General features: G+C 52.6%; 16 protein-coding genes and 1 pseudogene. 13 read left to right on the top strand and 4 right to left on the bottom strand.

Annotation, left to right across the window (positions count from 1 at the left end):
* Nucleotides 1-44 precede the first annotated feature (44 nt).
* The 6 genes from ACM6IT_RS22245 (at nucleotide 45) to ACM6IT_RS22220 (ending at nucleotide 6684) form a co-directional block, all read left to right on the top strand.
* Complete coding sequence (locus tag ACM6IT_RS22245) at nucleotides 45-974, top strand: LysR substrate-binding domain-containing protein (protein ID WP_414914836.1); 930 nt, start codon at nucleotides 45-47, stop codon at nucleotides 972-974.
* Nucleotides 975-2006: 1032 nt separating this feature from the next.
* Nucleotides 2007-3599: a potassium channel family protein gene (locus ACM6IT_RS22240; protein ID WP_414918708.1), complete on the top strand. Its 1593-nt coding sequence runs from the start codon at nucleotides 2007-2009 to the stop codon at nucleotides 3597-3599.
* Between the two features lie 210 nt (nucleotides 3600-3809).
* Complete coding sequence (locus tag ACM6IT_RS22235) at nucleotides 3810-4139, top strand: hypothetical protein (RefSeq protein WP_414918707.1); 330 nt, start codon at nucleotides 3810-3812, stop codon at nucleotides 4137-4139.
* A gap of 19 nt (nucleotides 4140-4158) precedes the next feature.
* On the top strand, nucleotides 4159-5367 hold the full coding sequence (locus ACM6IT_RS22230) for a PfkB family carbohydrate kinase (protein ID WP_414918706.1): 1209 nt from the start codon (nucleotides 4159-4161) through the stop codon (nucleotides 5365-5367).
* Entirely contained in the window at nucleotides 5364-5981 is a 618-nt protein-coding gene (locus ACM6IT_RS22225) for a 7-cyano-7-deazaguanine synthase (RefSeq protein ID WP_414918705.1), read from the top strand. The genes ACM6IT_RS22230 and ACM6IT_RS22225 overlap by 4 nt, the downstream gene beginning before the upstream one ends.
* A complete protein-coding gene (locus tag ACM6IT_RS22220) occupies nucleotides 5959-6684 on the top strand; it encodes a hypothetical protein (protein WP_414918704.1) in 726 nt (241 codons plus the stop codon). Before ACM6IT_RS22225 ends, ACM6IT_RS22220 begins: the two co-directional genes overlap by 23 nt.
* A 38-nt stretch (nucleotides 6685-6722) precedes the next feature.
* On the opposite strand, the gene ACM6IT_RS22215 is transcribed toward ACM6IT_RS22220, so the two are convergent.
* On the bottom strand, nucleotides 6723-7493 hold the full coding sequence (locus ACM6IT_RS22215; RefSeq protein ID WP_414918703.1) for an 8-oxoguanine DNA glycosylase: 771 nt from the start codon (nucleotides 7491-7493) through the stop codon (nucleotides 6723-6725).
* Complete coding sequence (locus ACM6IT_RS22210) at nucleotides 7493-8071, bottom strand: DNA adenine methylase (RefSeq protein WP_414918702.1); 579 nt, start codon at nucleotides 8069-8071, stop codon at nucleotides 7493-7495. Before ACM6IT_RS22210 ends, ACM6IT_RS22215 begins: the two co-directional genes overlap by 1 nt.
* Nucleotides 8072-8355: 284 nt before the next feature.
* On the opposite strand from ACM6IT_RS22210, the pseudogene ACM6IT_RS22205 reads away from it, so the two are divergent.
* Together ACM6IT_RS22205 and ACM6IT_RS22200 are read left to right on the top strand one after the other, a co-directional pair.
* Nucleotides 8356-8447: pseudogene (locus ACM6IT_RS22205) on the top strand (AbrB/MazE/SpoVT family DNA-binding domain-containing protein); the annotation flags it as partial.
* A gap of 99 nt (nucleotides 8448-8546) precedes the next feature.
* Nucleotides 8547-8951 carry a hypothetical protein gene (locus ACM6IT_RS22200; protein WP_414918701.1) on the top strand — a complete coding sequence of 135 codons (405 nt, stop codon included), beginning with the start codon at nucleotides 8547-8549 and terminating at the stop codon, nucleotides 8949-8951.
* A 511-nt stretch (nucleotides 8952-9462) separates the two neighbouring features.
* On the opposite strand, the gene ACM6IT_RS22195 is transcribed toward ACM6IT_RS22200, so the two are convergent.
* Nucleotides 9463-9912 carry an antitoxin Xre-like helix-turn-helix domain-containing protein gene (locus tag ACM6IT_RS22195; protein ID WP_414918700.1) on the bottom strand — a complete coding sequence of 150 codons (450 nt, stop codon included), beginning with the start codon at nucleotides 9910-9912 and terminating at the stop codon, nucleotides 9463-9465.
* A gap of 126 nt (nucleotides 9913-10038) precedes the next feature.
* Nucleotides 10039-10605 carry a hypothetical protein gene (locus tag ACM6IT_RS22190; protein WP_414918699.1) on the bottom strand — a complete coding sequence of 189 codons (567 nt, stop codon included), beginning with the start codon at nucleotides 10603-10605 and terminating at the stop codon, nucleotides 10039-10041.
* On the opposite strand from ACM6IT_RS22190, the gene ACM6IT_RS22185 reads away from it, so the two are divergent.
* The 5 genes from ACM6IT_RS22185 to ACM6IT_RS22165 all read left to right on the top strand — a co-directional run bounded on the left by ACM6IT_RS22185 (nucleotide 10604) and on the right by ACM6IT_RS22165 (nucleotide 17554).
* Nucleotides 10604-11485, top strand: a complete 882-nt coding sequence (locus tag ACM6IT_RS22185; RefSeq protein WP_414918698.1) for a hypothetical protein — start codon at nucleotides 10604-10606, stop codon at nucleotides 11483-11485. The genes ACM6IT_RS22190 and ACM6IT_RS22185 overlap by 2 nt on opposite strands.
* A 619-nt stretch (nucleotides 11486-12104) precedes the next feature.
* On the top strand, nucleotides 12105-12314 hold the full coding sequence (locus ACM6IT_RS22180; protein ID WP_414918697.1) for a hypothetical protein: 210 nt from the start codon (nucleotides 12105-12107) through the stop codon (nucleotides 12312-12314).
* A 1120-nt stretch (nucleotides 12315-13434) separates the two neighbouring features.
* Nucleotides 13435-15846, top strand: coding sequence for a type I restriction-modification system subunit M (locus ACM6IT_RS22175; protein WP_414918696.1), 2412 nt, complete (start codon nucleotides 13435-13437; stop codon nucleotides 15844-15846).
* Between the two features lie 41 nt (nucleotides 15847-15887).
* On the top strand, nucleotides 15888-17138 hold the full coding sequence (locus ACM6IT_RS22170) for a restriction endonuclease subunit S (protein ID WP_414918695.1): 1251 nt from the start codon (nucleotides 15888-15890) through the stop codon (nucleotides 17136-17138).
* Nucleotides 17135-17554 carry a hypothetical protein gene (locus ACM6IT_RS22165; RefSeq protein WP_414918694.1) on the top strand — a complete coding sequence of 140 codons (420 nt, stop codon included), beginning with the start codon at nucleotides 17135-17137 and terminating at the stop codon, nucleotides 17552-17554. The genes ACM6IT_RS22170 and ACM6IT_RS22165 overlap by 4 nt, the downstream gene beginning before the upstream one ends.
* The last annotated feature ends 133 nt before the right edge of the window (nucleotides 17555-17687 follow it).

Raw genomic sequence — 17687 nt, 5'->3', positions numbered from 1 at the left:
GCAAATTGCCAGGATGCCTGATCCGTTCTCCCCCGAGGTTTGCTGTGGCTGCCTACAATCTGCGTCAACTGAAATACTTCATCACAACAGTCGAGTGCGGCAGCGTTGCCGAGGCCTCGCGCAAGCTGTACATCGCCCAGCCTTCGATCTCCACGGCCATCAAAGGGCTGGAAGACAGTTTCGGCGTGCAACTGCTGATCCGCCATCATGCACAGGGCGTGTCATTGACCCCCAGCGGTGCACGCTTCTACCGCAAGGCACAGGAACTGCTGCGCATGGCCAAGGAGTTCGAGCAGAACGCCCTGGCCGACAACGACGTGGTCTCCGGGCAGATTGATATCGGCTGTTTCGAAACCGTCGCGCCGCTGTACCTGCCGCAATTGATCGCAGGATTTTCGGCGTTGTACCCGGGGGTAGAAATCCGCATCCGCGATGGCGAGCAACAAGAGCTGGTGCAGGGCCTGACCTCCGGGGCCTTCGATCTGGCGATCCTCTACGAACACGACCTGGACGGCACCATCGCGACCGAACCGCTGATGCCGGCGCAACGACCTTATGCGTTGTTGCCGGCGGATCACCGCTTTGCCCATCAGGCGCAGGTGTCATTGCGGGACCTGTGCCTGGAACCGATGATTCTTTTGGACGTGCAGCCGAGCCGGACCTACTTCGTCAGCCTGTTCGAAGAGCTGGACCTGACCCCGCGCATCGCCTTCAGCTCGCCATCGATCGAGATGGTGCGGGGCATGGTTGGCCAGGGATTCGGGTTCTCGATCCTGGTGACCAAGCCGCATTCGGAGTGCACCTACGACGGACAGAAAGTAGTGTGCGTGGACATCGCCGAGGACGTCACCGGTTCCGGGCTGGTGGCGGCATGGCTCAAGCGTGGGCAACTGACCAAGCCGGCGCAGTTGTTCGCCGACTACTGCCGCGAACAACTGACCGCCAAATCCGAAAGCTCAACGCCGTCCGTGTAGGAGCTGCTTTACTTGCGCGGTTTTATCCGCGCAGTCGCCTCCGCCACCAGCGGATCATCCGGCCAGTAGTGTCCGCCATCGCAATTGGGTTCTATAGATTGACACCTCACACCCCTCTGAATCCGTGGTCTGTACGAAATCCAGGTTGACACCCATTGAATGTCAATTCACACCCACCCGATTGACACCCAAGGGTGGGACGTCAGCTTAGGATTGACACCCTTGAAGCGTCCTCACCTGAGACCAGCCAACGAGGATTGACACCCGCCTCATTCAGCAACTGGCAAAGCAGCCTTTAATCCGTGATTCTGAAAGCATCAGAAGTTCTACTAGAACCAACACCAATAATATTTAAACAATTGCGGAAGAGTGCACTTACAGCAACTACCAAATTTGGCACATGCCCGCTCTCTACCCCCCACTTAGTCGTTACGCCCATCGCTCCAAAACTGCTCCCCCCGAGCTTATGAACATGCTACTGCTTCGCCAACCTAGAAACCTGTACTTCACAACAATCAAGGGCCTTTTAGACGTCTTAAGTCCATAAAGAAATCCACCTTACATTACAGAAGCCCTAGAAAATTTACAAACTAGTATAGAAACGACGCGCATCCATAAAGGAGTTTGGCGACGTGACTCTGCTCGACATGATGGAACAATGGTCGACAAACTTTACCTCAACCGCAGGCATGGACGTATTTGGAGGTATACATAACTAAGACATGAAAGTTCTTTAGCGATAGTTTGCTGACCAGGTAATCCCTCCCCAAGACGTCCAAATGACCAAGAACAACCTCAAAGCCTGATACTGTGAGCCGAGCCAACTAATACTGCTTCGATGAGATGCAAGCGATATAAAACCCTCGAGCCTCCAAGAGCGACAGCGATACTAACAAAGGTCAAAACAATCAGCGACCTCCAATACCACGATACGCACCTAATACGTGAATGTTCTTGATCGCGAGGTGAAGCAACACAAGACCGCCACCGGATTCACTGTAACAACGTAGCCGACGCGCGGAGATAGAAATAATGTTTCCCAACGTATACGAAAGCCCTATGCTAGCCTGCATCGACTCCAAGGCCAACCGACTACAAGACCCCCTCATGCCTAACTACCCTTCACCGCGACTATTGTGGAACCTGAACCCGCTAGAATTTAATGAGTGGCGAGCGACGAACGACCTTCCCCTATTATTTAGAAATCTCATAGAGCTTCTACCATCGTTCAGCGACTGGCTTAACACCCTTCCATTCGATATGGAGACGGTGCTCAGAGTCACCCCAACCGGCCACCTGTTCGAGGGAGACACAGTCAGAACCCTGGTGCGCCGAAGGTCTTTTGGATGGAATGGGGAAATCTTCACCAGCGTAACAGGGCCTGCAGACCTATTAAACGCACGTCCAAGCTATATCAGCCAGACCATAATCGGAGAGTTTCTACCCTATTTTTTATGGTCTAAGTTGAACCTAGGAAAGAAAAGAATATTCACGTACGACAAAGTCAACAAACAACGAGCGGACAATTTCAAATTTACAAGCTGGGCAGGCCTTAATGTCGCCGATTGTTCCACCAGAGCATTTCTTCTAAACGGTTTTGAAGTTTTGAAGCTGGGACAACACATACTCGACCGAAATGTATCCTTCATAGAGCGCAACCTAGACTTCACAAATCTCGACTTCCTGCAGATAACGGGAGAGTACCGAGGCACCGCCAACACCTCGATCCATTACAGCTCATGCAGAGGTTTAGAATTTTTAGACTCAAGCGAGGCTTTTTTCAAATTCCATCGCTGCGCAATGGGAGATTTCATTTGCTCTAATTCACGCCTACAGGACATATACTTTGAACACTGCGACATGAGTAGACTCATTCTCAAAAATTCATTCATCATGAAAATGGGGTTCAAAGAAACGAATATTAGCCCCATGATCGAAAATTGCGAACTTCACGAAATAGACTACGCTCCACCTAAAGACGTCGATCCTGCTCGCATATCAACAACATACAGGCTGTTACGGAACGCGTACCAGTCGCGTGGTTTTCGACAAGAGGCATCCTATTCTTATTACAGAGAACGAGTTTACGAAAGAAAGTCATTATTCAACCCGCAGCTGTACGACAGCGCAACTTATCCGGGGCTAGCCTACGGTGCTAGCATCTCCCGAGTCCTTCAAATGTACAGAACGGGGTTTTGGGACAAAAGCAAAATACGCCGCCCTTTAATTGATGCTCTCAAAAGCAAGTTCAAGCTCTACACGCGCCCGAAGCACTTCATACCTTTAATCATTTCAAGGTTTAGGTGGTGCATGTCGATGGTTGATTCTTTGTTATGGGGCTATGGAGAAAAGCCCGGACGTATCCTAATAGCAGCAGCGGCACTAATCGCCGCCTACGCGGGGGTGTACGATACTGTTGCGTGGGTCGATGAAAAAGGAGTCCCCTACAATCCCCGGCTAGGCGACTGCTTGTACTTTTCTGTCGTAACTTTCACGACTCTTGGATATGGCGACATCACCCCCAAAACCGATCTGCTCAAGGCATTAGCCGCCTCACAGGCAGCCTTAGGCGCGTTCACCATGGGTCTAATCGTCGCTGGTTTTTCCAACCGGAGCAGATACTGAACACCCTGCATAGGGACTCAAAGCTCAATACGCAGGCCTGATAACGCTCCGACCAAGACACCCGGCTTCCCGGCCACACCGCCTCAGCACAGCTAAGCGTTGCTCACACGACCTGCAAACGATTGTGCTAAATTGCTGGCCACATGTCATCACCGGCCATCGTCAGATAGCCTGTGCAGGGCAAGGATTTTGACCCACAGGGAGTGTTTCATGTCTGGCTCCAGCGGCGGTACTTTCAGTGGCCTCCCCTCCCGGGAGACTTCGTGCGAATCATTGGCTCTCGAGACTCACCTATCCTCACCCCGCGAGGATGTGGTCGACCGTATCCAAGTTGGTGATAGCCTCTTCCTCAGCGTCGTGGCCCATGGATCAGTGAGCACCGTCCAGGTTTATTGGAATGGTGAATTAGCTGGGGGCATCGCATCTCCGAGCGTACAACAGTTGCAGAACTGCATTGGCGAAGGGTTCAACTATATCGCCACGGTTACTGCAAAGAACGGTGGCGAAGTACGGATTCGCATCACGCCAACTCAGAACTGAGGTTGAGCAAGGAGGCAATATGATTACAGTTGTCGGCGGTGTTTATCACGAACATTGTATGTCGCCCAGATGGCGCGAAATTTACGGCTCTGCAGGCCGGGCAGCAACAGCTTTAGCCCGAATGACAGCCGAGGTAGAGCTTCACACTTACGCTGATGAGGCAGTATCAACTGTGCTCGCTCAGCGCGGTGCTCTCGAAAACTTCAAGACAGTCGTGACTGAAGCTTCTCAGAGCGCAGGCTTTTCATATGTCCACGGTTTATCCTCGCCGGTCATTTACCAGCCACTGGCTTCGTTACAGGCAATAAATGTCTCTGCCGAAAAGGTTGTTCGCTTTGGGATGATAGAGGGCGATGCGATTGTTCACGCCACCCATGCAGTCTACGATCCGCAACACTCCACCAAACCTCAATCCTTTTCGGCTAATGGATCAACCGCAGACCACCTGGCGATCATCCTCAACCGATACGAGGCTGAGTTGTATCTCGGCGTAAGCTGCCAAACTGTTGAAGAGCTCGCAACCGATGTAGCAAAGGCTGAAGGTGCTGAGGTTGTTGTCATAAAGATGGGCCCTATGGGCGCCTTGGTCTTCGATCAAGGCCATATCACTCGCGTGCCAGCCTTCTACACCGAAAGGGTTTACAAAATTGGCTCCGGTGACAATTTCGTTGCTCATTTTGCATACGGTTGGTTGGAAGCCGGTTTGTCACCACACGATGCTGCTGAAGCTGCTTCTCGTGCTACTGCGTACTTCTGCCAGAACCAGGGCTTTGCATCTCCACGCCGACTCCGAGAGTTTCAACCGTCGCCTCTAGTGGTTTCCACCCGTTTTCAAGATGGTTTCCGCCCGAAGGTTTACCTAGCCGGGCCTTTCTTCTCCCTCGCTCAGCTCTGGCTGGTTGAAGAGGTACGCAACACGCTACTCGCTATGGGTCTACGAGTGTTCTCTCCCTACCATGACGTAGGCCACGGCTTGGCTGCAGATGTTGTGCACAAGGATGTGGAGGCCATTCACGAATGTGAGCTTATGTTTGCTATTGGGGACGGCTTGGACTCAGGCACCGTTTTTGAAATCGGATATGCCAAAGCTCTCCGAAAACCCGTGGTCATGTATACCGAGAATGAATCGGAAGAAAACAAGAAAATGATGGAGGGCACGGATTGCGTTCTCTGTGATGACTTCGTGACCGCAATTTACCGACTGGTGTGGGAGGCAGCCGCACTATGAAAGACGGACTAAAACGCGGACTGCTCCTCTCGGGAGGAATGGATTCGCTCGCTCTCGCGTGGTGGATCAAACCAGATCTAGGCATCACTCTGGATTACGGCCAGCTAGCAGCAGAAGCTGAGATTTCAGCATCTAAGGTTATTTGCAAACGGCTGGGAATAGACCACCACATTATCTCCATTGACTGCAGGTCGGTTGGATCGGGAGACATGGCAGGTGGACAAGCTGATACTCACGCCCCCGCCACTGACTGGTGGCCTTATCGAAACCAAATGCTCGTCACACTCGGCGCCATGAAAGCGATCAGCCTGGGTGTGAATACGCTTTACTTGGGCACAGTAAAATCTGACTGCGTTCACCGCGACGGTTCGCAGGAATTTATTGACGCCATTAGCAAACTAATGGCGATTCAAGAAGGCGAGATGACCGTTGAGGCACCCGCCATCAACCTGAGCACTCTTGAGTTAGTAAGAGTTTCCGGTGTACCTCGTGACATGCTGGCGTGGGCGCACAGCTGCCACAAGTCTACTGTCGCATGTGGCAACTGCAGGGGATGCAATAAATACTTCGAGGTCTGGAACGAACTTGAACATGGCGTGGATCAAACTGAGTAGTCCGACCGTCAGGGAAACACCTGAGACCTATGCCCCTTTCGCCTGGCCGGATGGGAGGTTTCAGGCGTTCCCTGCCATCTGGGATGCTCCGCCCGCCCGCGAAGATATTGATGTCTTGACGGTAATTGAGCGTCGAAGATCGCGACGTAGCTTTGTCTCCCTAAATCATGACCAGCTTGGGCAATTGTTTTGGCATTGTGCCCGCACGCAAGGAATCGCCACATCTGACCTCGGTTTTGATCTAGAGCAGAGGCCAACTCCATCCGCTGGCGCCATTCATCCCATTCACATATTGGTGAAACCTGCCCAGACCCATAAATGGTTTCGCTATGACGCCCGCCGACATGGCCTTTTAGAGGTTGAAGGTTCAGAGAGTGAGCTAAAACCACTTGAAGAATGCAGCAAAGGTGTTCTGCCCTCTGAGGACGCAACCCAGTTGTTGCTCGTTGCAGAGCCGGGCAAAACCTCTGCCAAATATGAATGTGGGGAGAGCCTCATTTGGCGAGATGCAGGTGCACTTCTCGCAATAATGGCCGTGACAGCGGAAGCCCTAAACCTTGCTTTCTGCCCTTTAGGTATCACGGGAGAGCCATGGGCGAGCGAGCTAGCAGCACCCGGCATTTTGATGGGCGTTGGGATGGCACTAGTTGGTGGTAACCCAGATAGACCCCCAGAAAGAGCTCCAAGTAAGCCAAACAGATAGACCAACCAGATAGGCCATCCAAAGAGAATCAAGTAGCCTCAGGCTGCCTTGAGTCCTGCTTGGCTCAGCAGACCGTGAACGATGGTAGGTGCCGACATCATCTGATACCACATCAGCGCGTCGAGCTTGGATGGCTGAACATCCAGACCGCGACTCAGCATCAAAAACTCTTCTTCCAGTTCCAAATAATGGCGCTGTACGGTTAGTCCCGGCGAGAAGAACCCTGCCAGTGCCCCGGCCCTTAGTATGTGGATATCCAAAATGGCTACGTCATCAGCATCGAGCCAGTTTCGAGCGATCCAGGACGCGGTTTTGTAACCGACGCCAGGAATGGTGAGCAGCCAGTCACGAAGAGCTCGTCCGGAACACAGTGGAGGTTCGGCATCAACCAATTGCGACAAAGCTGCATGAAGATACCGGGCTTTCTGCTTGGCGAACCTATAGCGCACTTGTTTGCCCGAGACGTTCAAAGGAGCCGAGAGCCACTCAAGCAGTTGCTGCTCTGTGGGCACTTCCTCTTTGAATGCTCCAAGCTCACACAGGTGTGCGAATGCAGCTAACCCGACGTTAGCTGGAATACCGTGTCCACCGAGCAAGCACGCCCCAACCTCTTCTTTCAAAGAAGCGCCGAGCTTGTAATTGATTGGGTCGGGATCCTGATCGTTAGCCCAAACCTGATAGGCCCAATATGCGGGGCTCGGAAACGCTTCTATCAATCCCCAGGCCACTCCAGGAAGCACCTCACTTGTAGCTTCAGGGAATTCACGACGATAGACCTGAGAATCAACGTACACGACACCTTTCTGCATCACACGGCCTCCTGAGCATGACCATATGTCTCAGCAACCCAACGAACGAAATCATTACGCTCCACCGGATCCATTGCGTGAATGCGATCCTGCAGCCTCGCTTGACGACGAGCAATCGTTTGACGGGCCCGAAAGGTATCGCCTAAATATCGGCTGTCGTGGAGTTCCTCAGGGGCAGCGTAGTTCATCCAGACACACTCCTCCCTGACGTCTGCGTGGGTTTTTGCTAAGAACGTAACCTTTCTCCATCCGTAGAGAGTGTCGTTGTACAGAGTGCTGTCGTAGCCGGAGATCATCACTTTGCAGGGAACATCGCGCAACGTACTAAGCAGTTGTTCATGCATTTCGAAGTCATATTCGAAGCGATATATCTTAGATCGGCGACGAGTCTCGGTCAGGTACGGAGGATCAGCATAGATGAGCACATCACCTTCGTAGGCGAAGCCACTTATATAGGACGCGGCATCGTCTTGGACGAGCTCGACGTTTCCTCGGCCATCAAACTCAGACCACAGTTTATGTACGCTTGGATCAATGTCGATGCCAATATTCCGAGCCGCAGTTTTTTTGTTGCGCATGACCGCGCCCGCACCTAGATGCGTTTCGATGTACGTCTGATGCGGTGGCATCAGATTTATCAAGCGCTGATAGCACTTGCCCTTTCCACCTGGATATCTCATACCTCATCATCGTCAAAAGTGACGATGATGTCAATCAAGCAGCCGATCCAACGGAAGCGGCAGGCCAACCCACCTTCCGAACTCAAGCAGTAGAGGCGGCGTTAGCCTGTAAGCAAAAGCTCATTACCGTTGCCGACTCAAAGCAATGGAGACCACGCTTGAGAAAGCCTCCTACGTAAATCATGATCGAAGAATGGGATGTGACGGGGCGATTCGAATTCCTGATGATTCGCTGCAGGAGCTCGATGTAGGCGACTCGGTTTATCTGATCGAGTAGTTTATCGTCAACACGCGCTCTTTTTCCTATCGAAAAATCTTCAAATTGCGGATTGAATAGGCAAACTCACTGAGACCTGAATAGCGGAAAATAATGATGATTGACACGAATCGTCTCTGGCAGCGCGAACACAAACGCCGCTACGCACTTTGGGATTTGGAAAGGCTGCAGCCTGGATCTGACCGAGCGATTCAGTGCCTTGCGATTCTTGATGAAGTTGAGCGCGAAGATCGAGATGACCCCATTGGTGATGCAGTCGCCATGTCGGTTGATGAGCTACGAGAATGCGTTCCAGAAACCGAAATCGAGGGAGTCAGCGGATCCCACTTTGTAGTCGTGCTTGACGAGCACATACCAGAACCTTGGAAAACTCGTTTCGAAGAAGCGAGTACTGGATCTACCCGTTTGCAGCAGGGCTGCTATGCGAGAGATTGGCGCCGTTTTTTAAGACTATGGACAGCCGAGATGCAGCACCTCGCGGCGCATAAGGAGATGCGCTAGAACCTGCTGGGGGATTCGTAAGTCTCAGGATTGTCAGAGGATGCCAGTGCCTGACGAATCCCACACAAGCACTCCCCCTCTAAAGTCGACCGATGAGGTCGAAGATAGTTACTGACCGTACTAATGACCCATCTCACTCGCCTTCCGACCTAGCTCGCTTGCTGGCGTGACGTCATTTCGGCTTGCGGAAGTCGCTCCATCGAGCGGAAGGAGGAGTCGCTTGGAAAGCTTGATACACAGCCATCTTCCCCCTCGGCTTCTTTAGCTCAGGCAAAAAAAGCCCCATTTAAGGGGCTCTGGCTTCACTGCATTACGATCATCGCTGACGCCCATAACATCTGGCAGCTAATCAGGAGAGGCACGTCAACGCAGCAATAACACTGTATACTTATACACATGTCTCATGTCAAACATTTTTTTCAGACACCTGGCCCTCACACGTCGAGCCGGGCTCACGCCCGAAGGAGCGATAGCAAAAATAGCTCCAGCCCACTAGACCATCTGGTGAGTCTCACAAAAGTACTCCCCTCTCCAGTTGGCAGATAAGATCGAAGACAGCTTTCGTTTCCACCCTCGTCCCCACCATGTCTATTGGACGCTTCGATCCGAGCCCTCGCACCGGCGAGCTCAGCCATTCCGTTGCTGCGGCCTTATCGTTTTCAAAGAGGAAAAGGGCTTCCTCAAAGACAGCTACCAATGCAACCAGGCGGTCGCTTTCTGTGGTGTTGAACCGCCCTGCTTTTGCCCTACGGGCCACCGTTGTAGGTGACATGCAAATGGCCTTGGAGATAACCCCGGGCTGCACCTGCAGGAGGTTCGCTATCCGCTCGAGGTATTCGGAAGGCAGTCCTTCGTGAACTAGGTCATGAAGCCTGGTACCGCGTGACGGCAGCCCGATGACCATCCAAATACTCGGTGGGATCTGGGGCCCTGGTTGGTATTCCTTGATCGATGACTGCACTTTCACCTCCATCTGAAAACCTACCACCAAGCCGGGCCAGGTGGCCCGAAGTAGCGACATCCCCATTGCCCACTGTGTAGGCCTCAGACACGGAACAATATGATTTAGATGGGTAGCCTAGTCATCCTAGCTAGGCGTCTTCGTGACTCCCACGAACTGATATGCACCGCTTTGCTCCTTCAGCCTTTCCATCTCGCGAGCCTCCTCCCGAGTCAAGGTTACGGTTACCAACAGATGGCACCGCTGCTCGAGAAAGGCTTGCCTACCTGCTTCCGTTTTCAAATCGTAGCCAGTGACAGGAGAGTGAAAGTACAAGTGCTTCGCGAGTATCGACTGCTTGCTCAGGACGTCATTAGGGTTGCTCCATTCTCCTCCGTCCTTAAGCTTGAGACGAGATTGCTTGGATTGCCTGTGCTGAATTAGCCGCCGACGTAGATTTCCGCTGATTCCTACCTTCAGCAGCTTTCCTTCTTCAGTTACGATCTCATAGAGACCTGGAGCCTGTGGCACTGCGGTTTCGATCTCGGAAAATCTAATTTTAAAACTCTGTTCAATCACGTCGACACGTCCATTCAAGCCTACTGCCTGAATCAAAGCACTATTGAAGATGGACGGCCACCTTCGTATAAGAACGCCAGCTGCAGCGGCATTCGGATTGCCTTTCAACCCAGGCGCGAATAATGTCAGCGGCATGAATGTCTCAAACCCGGCCCTCCCCGATTCGATTCCTCAGCCAATTCTGGCGAGCGCAGACTCGCTTGTAACGAAGACAGCTTTTCTAGCCGGCTTGATCGCACCTGAAACTGCAGCATGCTTGAGCAGACAGTTGAAGGTCTCTGACGCTGAGTACTCGAGAATCATCGACGGGCACGACACTGACCTGGAGATGCTGGAAGACGCAACCAACTTGGCTAGCACGCAGTCCACGTTAGGGGAAATCACCGTGCTTCGTCGACGTCTCATTGCGGCGCTAGCCCACCACTATCACCTTGTACAAACTCAACCGCTATCTGAAGGTAATGGGGCCGTGGCGAGGCTGATCGTTCATATGCATTTCGCTCAGATCGGATTGCATCCGCAGCTGTGGTCGTTATCTCGCGGTATAGCTCGTAGACAGGAGGAGTATCACGCTGCGCTGGGCATAACTGGTGGCACGCAAGAGAGACAACTTGCTGGTGGTTTCCAGCGAACAGACAAAGCCTCTCTTACCTTCATCGAGTTCATGCTTGATGTCTGCCATGAAGAGGTGGACTACATGACTGCTGCCCTGAATCGCCGCAAGCTTTGTGAAGCTGTTACGAATGCGTTCAACACAAACTCACGCTTAATAGAGGCCGGGATCAGAGCAGAAATTGCACCAGCTTTCCTGGTGCTGCTGATTCAGGGCGCGCTTCCTCGCTCTGAGTTCAAGACCTTTACCGGACTTCAGCCTGATAACGCAAAGGATCAACTCAACAGGTTGATTGATGTCGGTGTCGTAGTGAGCTCGCCATCTGACCTCCTCACAATTTCGGTTGCCTTACCAAACTGGTTTGTAAGGGACATCCTTCCGGATTTGCACAAGAGTTGGTAGCTCTGATCGCCAAGATGCAGCCTGGCAGATACGACGGATGCTTCAGGCAACATTGCCGTCCAGGGTTTACGTCGAGCCGGGCCATGAGGCCCGAAGCAGCGACATTTAGAAATGCCTCGACACTCCCCCCACCGCTAAGTTCTCCCGCAATGACGAGCGCATTGCACTGTCATAAATTGTCTCAGCTGAAGCCCTCCCTGTTCTTGAAATTGTCTCCTTTTGCCGGTACTTGTAGGACACCAATCTCATGCACGGAAAGCAACCATGCACACAAGATTCAGAGTGATTGAGACCACCGCACTGGACGATGGCAGCAAGCGATACAGGGTCGTTGATCTTGTAGAAGGAGGCTCAGCCAGCAAGCATGGTGTGTTCAAAGCCAGGACAGAGGCGGAGGCGGTTTGCTCGACATTGAATGCTGAGAATCCGAGGCAGTCGGCGGTGCGTAATGTTGCACCGCATAGCACCTACTGAGCCGGTGCGGTAACTCACTCGCTACTATGCGGAGCTGCTTGAGGAGCTGGTTTCTACTAGGGAAGCGGTGACATCAGACGCCAGGCAGCTTGAATCGGAATAGCACTCGCCTGCTACGCTGTCGTCTTTCCACGGAGGAATCACGATGTCGAACGCAGATCTACTCCCTTCCCTGCTCTTCAAGATCAATCAGAACCAGCTCGCACTTGAGGCTGCCATTATGGAGCTGACGCTGTGGGTCGAGCAGCGCGGATCAGCAGAGGTAGCCGGCAACGTGCGCGGCGCGTTGGACACAATCAGCAAGAACGAAGAGTTCATCAATATGACGCTCGCTTTGCTGATGGCACCAGAGTGAACAGCCGTGAGCTTAATGGCGGCTCACAGCAGATTATTCTCTTTTTCCCTTTGAGGAGGTCGTCCTTCCGTGGCTCCTGCAGTACTCTCCGTTTTGATCGACATCTCGTAATCGAATTTCTTACTTCTATGATGAGGTGGTTGAGGCGGGCATGACGCCCCTCCATCTAGATAGAAGGCATTCCAATTGCATTAGCGTTATGACCAATCAGACTCTGGTTCCGTACCCAAATGAATCGACATAACCAGTGCACGGCGGTAATGCAGAGGGGTAGCGTTTAGTTCGAGGGAAAGAAGTCGGTCAGCCACGCCGGCCAAGGTATCCATCCGCTCGCGAGGGACGGCTATGTACGCAACCAGTCGTGTCCCGCTTGCTGTCATAGACCCTATTCCTTTCGGAGGCTCAATGTCTTGCGTCAAACGCGCGTCTGCATACAGCTGGCACTCGACGTCTGGGTATTTGAAGTTCTCCGGGTAGAGCACTTCGCCTCTTAGCGTGAGAATCATGTGTTCATTATAATGACCCTCATTTGCCCACGAATTGCGCAGGGCCAGGCTGAACGACCATGTAAAGTCCCACCCGGACAACTTGATTTGATAAAGCGTCCGTTGCGATTCGAGACGGGGGCGGCCTTTAGCTTTTGATTTCGGCCTAGGGGTACGGGGCATCGAAACCTCCACCTGACAGGAGAGCGGCGCTGTGGACAGGATTCCGACTGACCTGAAAACCTACAATTATAGTCATGAGGTTAGAATCTCTGCTTTCACCTGGACGCCGCATGGCGGTTGCGCCAGGTCTCTCACATCACGACAATGCAAGATATCACCGAGCGCGCGGAAGGCAGCATGGAGCAGCATCAGCTAGGACATGGCCTACCTCGGTCACAAGAACGAGGTACTCAAGGATTTGCCCGCGTCTACATACAGGTCGCAGAGCGGCGCTTTCATCACGAGCTGCAATCCAGTATTGCAGCCAGCCCTCAAGTCTCCCTGGTTAATAGTGCGTATTTCGAATCAGACACGCAGCCACTGCAGACCGTCCAAGCTACCGATCCGGTGCAACACCCAGTCGATATCCTCACCTCATTCCTACCCCATTTGCTCAGGCAGTAACGCACCCCATGGCCATCAAAAAATCTGAACTCTATTCTTCCCTGTGGAAGTCCTGCGACGAGCTGCGGGGTGGTATGGATGCTTCGCAGTACAAGGACTATGTCCTAGTGCTGTTGTTCGTAAAGTATGTATCCGACAAGTACGCCGGCAACCACAGCGCCATGCTTGAGGTGCCGGTCGGCGGTGGCTTTGCCGACATGATCGCGCTCAAAGGCGACAAGGAGATCGGCGACAAGCTCAACATCATCATTCGCACCCTTGCCGAGGCCAACAGCCTGACCGGAGTGATTGATGTGGCCGACTTTAACGATGCCGAGAAACTTGGCAAAGGCAAAGAGATGGTGGATCGGCTGTCCAACCTGGTCAGCATCTTCGACTCACCCGGCCTGAACTTCAAAGGTAACCGCGCCCAGGGTGACGACATCCTCGGAGATGCTTACGAATACCTGATGCGCCACTTCGCAACTGAGTCGGGCAAGAGCAAGGGGCAGTTCTACACCCCGGCAGAAGTCTCACGGATTATGGCTAAGGTCATCGGCATTAGCGCCGCCACGGATAGCACCCAGACTATTTATGACCCGGCCTGCGGTTCTGGCTCGCTGTTGCTGAAAGCCCACGACGAAGCCAAGCACGCCACTAACCTAGACCTAAGCATCTACGGTCAGGAAATGGACAACGCCACCAGCGCTTTGGCCAAGATGAACATGATCTTGCACAGCTGCGAGACGGCCACCATCTGGAAAGACAACAGCCTCTCCGCACCGTATTTCACCGAGGCCCACGGCCCATTCAAAGGCCAGCTCAAGCGTTTTGACTTCGTCGTCGCCAACCCACCTTTCTCAACCAAAGCCTGGAGCAACGGCTTCAATCCTGCTGAAGATGAGTTTGAGCGCTTCGGCTTTGGCATCCCGCCCGAGAAGAATGGTGACTACGCGTTCTTGCTGCATATCCTTACCTCGCTCAAGCACTCTGGTAAAGGCGCGGTGATTCTGCCCCACGGCGTACTGTTCCGTGGCGGTGCCGAAGGCACTATTCGCCAGCGCATCCTTCAGCAGGGTTTTATCAAGGGCATCATCGGCCTACCGGCTAACCTGTTTTACGGCACCAGCATCCCGGCCTGCATCATCGTGCTGGATAAAGAACACGCCCACAGCCGCAAAGGCATCTTTATGCTGGATGCCAGCAAAGGCTTCATCAAAGATGGCAACAAAAACCGCCTGCGCGAGCAAGACATTCACAAAATCGTCGACACCTTTACCCAGCAGCACGAAGTGGCCAAATACGCCCGCCTGGTGCCACTGGCCGAGATTGCTGACAACGACTACAACCTCAACATCCCGCGCTATATCGACGCCAGCGCCGCCGAAGACCTGCAAGACATTGCCGCCCACCTTCAAGGTGGCATTCCCAACCGCGACATCGATGCGTTGGCCGCCTATTGGCAGGTTATCCCAGCGGTACGCGCCAGCCTGTTTACCTCGGCACGAGCGGGCTACAGCCAGCTGCAAGTGGCCATTGGCGAGATCAAGCCGACCATCTTTGCCAACCCAGAATTCACCGCTTTCAACCAGACAATCACCGAGATGTTTGAAGGCTGGAAAACCCGCAATCGTCCTCATCTACACGCCATCGCGATTGGTGACAAACCCAAGGCTTTGATCGACAACCTGGCCGAAGATTTGCTCGCCAGCTTCGCCCAAGCCCCATTGCTGGATGCCTACGACGTGTACCAGCACCTGCTGGATTACTGGGCGACCACCATGCAGGACGATCTCTATCAGCTGGTCAGTGACGGCTGGCAGTCGCTAATTGTTGATGGTGCCAACCAAGGCCAACCGAACACCGACTTGCTGCCGCCAGAGCTGCTTATCAAGCGCTACTTTGCAACTGACTCCACGGTAATCGAACAGCTGGAAGCCGCCCGCGACACCTTTAGCCGCCAGCTGGAAGAGCTGGATGAAGAGCAAGGCGGCGAAGACGGTTTGCTTGTGGAGGGTAAAACCGACAAAGGCAAACTTACAGCCAAAAGCGTGAAAGACCGCATCAAGGCGATCAAAAACGACCTGGCTGCCGCCGATGAACGCACCGCCCTTGAGCAATACCTCGCCGTGCTGGAGCAAGAAGTCGCCGCAGGAAAAAAAATCAAAGATGCGCAAAAGGCTCTGGATGTAAAAGTCGCCAAGCAATATGCACAACTCAGCGAAGCGGATATCAAAGCCCTAGTGATTGAAGACAAATGGCTCGCGATCTTGGCCTTGGATGTACAGAGCGAACTGGATCGTGTGTCCCAAGCCTTAACTTCGCGCATCCGCCAACTCGCCGAACGCTATGCCACGCCGTTGCCGCAACTGACTGCCGAAGTGGAAGCACTGGCATCCAAAGTCAATCAGCATCTGGTGAATATGGGGTTTGCGTTATGAGTACGGAGGTTACGTCAGGATATAAGGTAACGGAGGTTGGGGTGATTCCCAAGGATTGGGAGGTTGTAACTCTTGGAGACGTGATTGATTACACCAAAGGTTTTCCTTTCAGGTCAGCCGACTACACCACTGGCGGGGTGCGCATTATTAGGGTGAGTGATACCACGCATGATTCCATCTCAGAAAGTGCCCCGATATTTATCTCTCCTATAACGTCAGAGGCTTATTCAAAGTGGAGCTTGAATGAATTCGATATTATTGTGTCTACAGTGGGGTCGAAACCTCCCATGTATGATTCAATGGTTGGCAAAGCTATTTTGGTTGAGAAGAAGTTTGCAGGCGCACTACTAAATCAAAACGCGGTTATTATCCGCAACAAAAAAAATGAAAAATCAATTCAAGTGCTAGTCGCTAGTCACTTAAGAACCAAAAGATATTTTTCTTTTGTTGAGGGGATATTTCGCGGCAATGCCAACCAAGCCAGTATAACTCTGAAGGATTTGTTCGAATTTGTTGTGCCCATGCCGGTTAATCATGATGAGCGCCAAGCCATAGCTGCCGCCCTATTTGACATGGACGCCCTGATCAGCGGCCTTGATCAGCTGATCGCCAAAAAGCGCGACATCAAACAAGCCGCCATGCAACAACTCTTCACCGCTCAACAACGCGTGTCGGGGTTTAGCGGGGAGTGGGAGGTGAAACCTATGCGTGCACTAGGTTGTACCTACGGAGGGCTCGCAGGAAAGACAAAGAGCAATTTCGGACACGGCGATGCTCGCTATATCCCGTTCATGAACGTGATGACCGATACGGTGATCGACCCGAGTTGGCTTGAGCCTGTCGATGTTGCGCCCGATGAAGTACAAAACCTCGCCAAAAAAGGAGACCTTTTCTTCAATGGCTCATCGGAAACACCTGAAGAAGTAGGTTTCTGCTCAGTCCTGCTTGAGGATATTCCGAACCTCTACCTGAATAGCTTTTGCTTTGGCTTCCGCTTCAAATCGAGCGCAAAAGTAAATGGACTGTTCTTTGCGTACTGGTTCAGAAGCAAGCCAGGACGGACTGCTATGTCCGTCCTAGCACAAGGCGCAACCCGCTACAACATTGCCAAGAGCGCCTTCATGCAACTCGAAATACCTCAGCCTTCTGAAGAAGAGCAAACCGCCATCGCCTCCATTCTCTCCGATATGGATGGCGAACTCGCGACGCTTAAAGCCCGCTGCGACAAGGCCCGCCAGATCAAGTTGGGCATGATGCAAGAGCTTTTAACAGGAAGGATTCGACTGAAATGAGCAGCAGTGATTGGATAGCATTAGCTGGGGCCGTGGTCTCGGCCCTCAGCCTCGCCGTGGCTGGCTGGAGCCTGTGGTTTGCTCATATTCAATGGAAAAAAGTCAGCAGTAAGGTTGCCATGATTGGAGACTCCGGCATGGCCTCAGAAATACTGCCTGCCTGGTATACCTCTCGAATGATGGATGATTGGTGGCTTTTCGGCTTATTGACCACAGATGGCCACATGATTGCAATTCGGCGCATTACCGCAATTTCTGATGACGGCAAATGGATGGATGTTGAGCTTGCCGAGGCTGATGATATCGAACACTTGAAGCAAAACCATCGGTTTGTAACTGCGGTGGCAGCTGACCGTCTGGGGGCCTCTGTGCAGATTTCTAATATCGTTTCCGCCTTCGAATTGCAGTCAAGCTAAGAGTCGGAATGCAGGACAGAAGAATACCTTTTGCAATCGGCCAGAGTTTCAAATGATCATCGAAGACAAGCCTGCTTAAAAATATCGCCTCACGTTCACGAATCGAAGGTTGTACGAAGCAATAAGGGAAGAA

Origin of the sequence: Pseudomonas sp. IT-P4 (assembly GCF_949767755.1) — a bacterium.
GTDB lineage: Bacteria > Pseudomonadota > Gammaproteobacteria > Pseudomonadales > Pseudomonadaceae > Aquipseudomonas > Aquipseudomonas monachiensis.
Note: the sequence above shows the minus strand (reverse complement) of the source record. Positions and strands in the feature narration are given on the sequence as shown.

Excerpts from the sequence above, each read along its gene's own strand:
- ACM6IT_RS22240 (WP_414918708.1), top strand. The coding sequence starts at position 2,007 with ATGTTTCCCAACGTATACGAAAGCCCTATGCTAGCCTGCATCGACTCC.
- ACM6IT_RS22235 (WP_414918707.1), top strand. The coding sequence starts at position 3,810 with ATGTCTGGCTCCAGCGGCGGTACTTTCAGTGGCCTCCCCTCCCGGGAG.
- ACM6IT_RS22230 (WP_414918706.1), top strand. The coding sequence starts at position 4,159 with ATGATTACAGTTGTCGGCGGTGTTTATCACGAACATTGTATGTCGCCC.
- ACM6IT_RS22225 (WP_414918705.1), top strand. The coding sequence starts at position 5,364 with ATGAAAGACGGACTAAAACGCGGACTGCTCCTCTCGGGAGGAATGGAT.
- ACM6IT_RS22220 (WP_414918704.1), top strand. The coding sequence starts at position 5,959 with ATGGCGTGGATCAAACTGAGTAGTCCGACCGTCAGGGAAACACCTGAG.
- ACM6IT_RS22215 (WP_414918703.1), bottom strand. The coding sequence starts at position 7,493 with ATGCAGAAAGGTGTCGTGTACGTTGATTCTCAGGTCTATCGTCGTGAA.
- ACM6IT_RS22210 (WP_414918702.1), bottom strand. The coding sequence starts at position 8,071 with ATGCGCAACAAAAAAACTGCGGCTCGGAATATTGGCATCGACATTGAT.
- ACM6IT_RS22200 (WP_414918701.1), top strand. The coding sequence starts at position 8,547 with ATGATTGACACGAATCGTCTCTGGCAGCGCGAACACAAACGCCGCTAC.
- ACM6IT_RS22185 (WP_414918698.1), top strand. The coding sequence starts at position 10,604 with ATGAATGTCTCAAACCCGGCCCTCCCCGATTCGATTCCTCAGCCAATT.
- ACM6IT_RS22190 (WP_414918699.1), bottom strand. The coding sequence starts at position 10,605 with ATGCCGCTGACATTATTCGCGCCTGGGTTGAAAGGCAATCCGAATGCC.
- ACM6IT_RS22180 (WP_414918697.1), top strand. The coding sequence starts at position 12,105 with ATGTCGAACGCAGATCTACTCCCTTCCCTGCTCTTCAAGATCAATCAG.
- ACM6IT_RS22175 (WP_414918696.1), top strand. The coding sequence starts at position 13,435 with ATGGCCATCAAAAAATCTGAACTCTATTCTTCCCTGTGGAAGTCCTGC.
- ACM6IT_RS22165 (WP_414918694.1), top strand. The coding sequence starts at position 17,135 with ATGAGCAGCAGTGATTGGATAGCATTAGCTGGGGCCGTGGTCTCGGCC.